This is a genomic window from Limosilactobacillus vaginalis DSM 5837 = ATCC 49540, assembly GCF_000159435.1.
Classification (GTDB): domain Bacteria; phylum Bacillota; class Bacilli; order Lactobacillales; family Lactobacillaceae; genus Limosilactobacillus; species Limosilactobacillus vaginalis.
Map to the genome: position 1 here is coordinate 190,853 of NZ_GG693412.1, position 4,473 is coordinate 195,325.

A 4,473-nucleotide genomic window follows, 5' to 3' on the forward strand; every position below is an offset into this window, starting at 1 on the left:
CGGTGTGAACAATTTTACTTAATGGAAAGTTATTCACATCGGATGGTAGTTGCCAACACTGTGTTTGTGAATCAAATTCACGGAGAAGCAATTCATAACCCTGAATCCTTTTATGGTGATTATAAATCGGTTGGCCAAAGTATTTGTATTTATTTGAAAATTCTTGATCCTGATCGATTCCCTTTTTATTTCTGTAACGGATCCGTGCTTCAATGCAAAGTAAACAGCAACTGAGGGTAAAAGTGATAAAGATCCACCAGAAAAATGTTTTTAAATCATTCATCAGAACTAACCTTTCGTTTTGGACTAACCCATTTACCGCTTCCGTGGCCCAATACCGTCTTAACTGCTTTAACAAAGGTGGTAACGATTGTTAAGGGATTGACGAGCCATGTAAAGAGGAGGTAAAGGGGCGAGAAAGCAAAGTAGCGTAGTTTGGTCCCGTTAAAATCAAGAATTAACGCGGCTAAAACTTGGAAAAGGCCAGCGATTAACTGGAAACTAACAAAGATCATGCTCATTACAATTCCGTGCCAGACCCGCTCATAATTACCTGTAAGGAAAAATGACGTCATTAAACTAACAAAAATTAAGCTTGTAATCCAAAAGAAAAATGACCAGACGATTGAAAGGGTCGTGTCAACTAACATTGGAATAACAAAGCGAAAGCGCCAAGGATGAGTGATGATCTTGGTAAAATTGGTTAACCAGACCTCGGTTCCACCTTGGGCCCACCGAGTTCGTTGACGGTAAAGATCATGGAATGATTCCGGAACGTTCATGTGAAAGACGATGTCAGGTGCAAACTTGGGAACAACATTCATGAAGGTATGATCCCAGGCAATGCTGATATCTTCTGTTGCCCGGTCCTGGCGAAAACCACCGACATTAATTAAAAAGTTTCGTCGATACATTGTATTCGCTCCGCTATAAGCATACATTGTGTTATTTACGGCAGTTTGGCTGCGTTTGATAATTCCAACAATACTAGAAAATTCAACGGTTTGTGACTTTCCCCACAGCGTTGATCGGTTATAAACATCCATATTAGCCGTAATTGCAGCATAGTTAACGCCATTTGGACTAGTAAAGTATTGCATATACTTAATTAGTGCATCTGGTTCTGGAATCGTATCAGCATCATTGCTAAGAATATATTCCCCCTTAGCAAAAAAGATCCCAATATTAAAGGCATGGGCTTTTCCTTGATTTTCTTCGATCCTAATTACCCGAAGCCGGGGAAATGACTTTTGCATTTGGTGTAATATCTCTGGGGTGCGATCAGTACTTCCATCATCCATTACTAAGACTTCATAGTTATGGTAATGGAGCTTGGTTAAGAGATATTCAAGGGTGCTCTTGATGACAACTTCTTCATTGTGGGCCGGAATCATGATCGTAATGAATGGTTCACTTTCTAATTCCACATCAGGAAGAAGTTCTTCACGATGACGAAAAAGCATGTATGATACCGCACCAAAAAACCAGAACATTGCCCCCAAAATTGGGTAGAGACAAAGAATTAGGGTAACAACAAAGAGAAAGCTTTCCCAAGGTGTCGCTGTATTCAAAGCAGCGTCAAAAATATTAGAAACCATTAGTTGTCGGCCTCCATATTTGTATTGGCGATAACATCTTTTAGCTGGTTTTTGGCAAGGTTTTGTTCAGGCTTTACCGTGTAGTTCCGTAAATTTTGGCGTTGCTTTTCAGCCCCAAAACGAGCGGTCATAAACTTTTCTGCCGTTTGCCGTTCCCAATGATTCTTAGTGATGTCAAATAACGGCCATTTATTGACTAACCCTCGAGAGCGCTGGAACTGAATGTATCCCATTGCCAGACAAAAAACAGCGATCATTCCTAAAGCAAAGGTTAAAAAGATTACCAAGAAGTTTAATTCCTGAAATCCTTCAGTGTAATGCCAAAAGAAATGACCGTGACGGCCGTGAGTTAGGTAAGCTAAATAGGTGGCGCTTGTAATGACAATTGGTGTAAATAGAGTTAACCAACAAATTAGTGCGACCAGTGTTTGGCGAACTTTAATTCCCCAGTGACCATGTTCAAAGAAATGGTCCCGATAATTATTACGTGTGCTAGTATTCATAAAATTAAATCGGTAATGAAATCCCCATGACAATCATTACCGTTCCCCCTAGTTAAATGAATAGAAAATTTCTGCAAAAAATTATATCACAAAATTACCATAAAATGGCTAATAAGATAAATGCTTCTAGACGGTTGATTGTCATGCAAAGATTAAAGTGGAATATGAATTTATCCCCCAGATTTTCCTAGATTAAATTAGCGAGGAGCAGTAAAATTTGAAAGTTATCAAAAATTACAACGAAAAGGTGAAGTTAATTTGGCGATCCAACTTTTTAGTGCAGTTATTTATTTGCCAATAATTGTTATCTGTATGATTATTAGTCAAATTTACTTTGAACGGTATTGGGAATCGTTTCAAGGAAATAAACTAGCCAATTGCGGGTTAGTTGCGGCAATTACGATTACGTATTTTATTCAGGAGTTCTGCTTATTACAGCTGTCCCTACTTAATATTAATGAAGTTGCCTTTATGCAGGTTGTTTCAGTCACAATGGTCTTTCGTAATAGTAAAAATAAGCTTTGGTGGGGACTCTTAGCGATTACACCTATATTTGCAAATGCGGTTGAAGTTCTTTTGGGAATTGAATCAATAAGTACCTGGTGGATTTGGCTTGGCGAATCAGCAATTTTTCTGCTAGTTTGCGGAGTGTTAGTGCAATGGAAGGGGATTTCAATTCGAATTCGCTATCCCTTGGCAATCTTAAGTTTAAGTTTGGTTGGAATCATCTCATTAGGAATTGAGAACAATTTTACCGTTGTTACTGTTGCTGCAGCGACACTAGGCCTTATGATCATTTTATTTTTTGAAAGTCGCCGGTATGAAAGTGAGATTAGAAATGAGGAAAAGATCAAACTTCTGCAGAGGGAAAGCGAGCGGGATGATCTTACCGGATTACTTAATTATCGGGCTCTTAGTCAGGGAATTAGTGCATTAACCGAGGATCGCGACATCCACAGTATTGTGATTGGTGGACTGGATATTGACCATTTTAAGCGAATTAATGATACATACGGTCATTTTGTGGGGAATGAGGTTCTTAATTACTTTTCAACGGTATTTCGTAAAAAGATTCATGAGGCATTCCCTGATCAGGGATATGTTTACCGCTTTGGTGGCGAAGAATTTACAATTGTTGTCTCAAACCATTCGATTGAGGAAGTTTACGCTCTCCTTCAAACAATTGAAAAACAATTTAGTGAGCAGCCAATTGTCACTAAAGAAGGAGTGAAAATTACGATCAATTTTTCTTGCAGTTTAACTAATCATTTGAATGGTGAATTGCTTGATCTGACCTTGAAGCGAGCAGATAAAATGTTGTATAGTGTAAAGAATAATGGGCGTGGCTGGATCGTGATCGACCACCATAGTACGCCAGAAGAGAATGTCGCAGTAAATTGATAAGACAAAAAAGTAAAATGAATGAGTGATAAAAATTATAATTAGCAGTGAGAAATTACATAATATCTTTCAGCCGATTTTTCAAGTTGACCACGAGATGAACGCTAAAGTTAACACGCACGAAATGTTAATGCGGGACTCATCAGGGGCATTTCCGGGGATGGAATTTTTAAATAGCCTTACCACCCCAGAAGGGAACGAGCAGTGGATCTCCATTAGTAAGAAGTCCCTTGCCGATGCTTTGACCGCTCATCCCCAACGAAAAATTTATATTAATTTAGAACCATGCCAAATGGAGTTCGATAGTGTTTGGCAATTCCTTGAGGAGATTCATGAGCAATACGGCTCTCAAGTAGCAATTGAGATTACGGAAAGGCGAGAGACAATCCACAGTCTTGATTACCTTGATGAAGAGATTCTCCGGTTAAAGAGGATGGGGTTTGAATTAGCAATTGATGATGTTTGTGCTGGAAGTAACAGCTATGCTTTCATTGTTCGCCAATTGTCGGCAATTCAACGAATTAAATTATCACTATTAGTTTTCAAAAATGAAGATCATGAAACAACACGGAATTTTGTTAACGCTTGGTTAACTTTTGCCACTCACCATCACCTTGATTTTGTGATTGAAGGGATTGCCGATCGCCAACTAGCAGAAACTTTCGCAGGTAACCCAACTATTCTCCAGCAAGGCTTTTACTGGAGTAAGGGTTCAGCAGAAATTTAATGTAATCCGAAAAAACAAAAAGGCCCGAATTATGGTTATTCACCGTAATTTGGGTCTTTTAACTTTATATCAAGGTTTATGCTCTAAAACTATTTCTACTGCAGCATAGACCAAACGTGTTCGCCGTGACCGCAACTTCCGCCTAGCTATCCCGTCCTTAATTGTAAACAGTCATCGTCCGGGATTTCCTAGTGCTCAGTTGCTAATTCGTCACGGCTCACACTCTAACTGAAAAGTGCTTCGC

At 39.1% G+C, this 4,473-nt stretch carries 4 protein-coding genes and 1 pseudogene; 2 read left to right on the forward strand and 3 right to left on the reverse strand.

Translation table 11 applies throughout. The features are described 5' to 3' along the window. The 3 genes and pseudogenes from HMPREF0549_RS09980 to HMPREF0549_RS00845 form a co-directional block, all read right to left on the reverse strand. Positions 1-283 (reverse strand): annotated as a pseudogene (locus HMPREF0549_RS09980) (EAL domain-containing protein); the annotation flags it as partial. Beyond that, positions 276-1,598: a glycosyltransferase family 2 protein gene (locus HMPREF0549_RS00840; RefSeq protein ID WP_003716348.1), complete on the reverse strand. Its 1,323-nt coding sequence runs from the start codon at positions 1,596-1,598 to the stop codon at positions 276-278. The gene HMPREF0549_RS00840 and the pseudogene HMPREF0549_RS09980, both read right to left, overlap by 8 nt. Next, on the reverse strand, positions 1,598-2,101 hold the full coding sequence (locus tag HMPREF0549_RS00845) for a hypothetical protein (protein ID WP_003716349.1): 504 nt from the start codon (positions 2,099-2,101) through the stop codon (positions 1,598-1,600). The genes HMPREF0549_RS00840 and HMPREF0549_RS00845 overlap by 1 nt, the downstream gene beginning before the upstream one ends. A gap of 258 nt (positions 2,102-2,359) precedes the next feature. On the opposite strand from HMPREF0549_RS00845, the gene HMPREF0549_RS00850 reads away from it, so the two are divergent. Further along, a complete protein-coding gene (locus tag HMPREF0549_RS00850) occupies positions 2,360-3,502 on the forward strand; it encodes a GGDEF domain-containing protein (protein WP_224758350.1) in 1,143 nt (380 codons plus the stop codon). 25 nt (positions 3,503-3,527) lie between these two features. After that, a complete protein-coding gene (locus HMPREF0549_RS00855; protein ID WP_003716351.1) occupies positions 3,528-4,229 on the forward strand; it encodes an EAL domain-containing protein in 702 nt (233 codons plus the stop codon). Positions 4,230-4,473 lie beyond the last annotated feature (244 nt).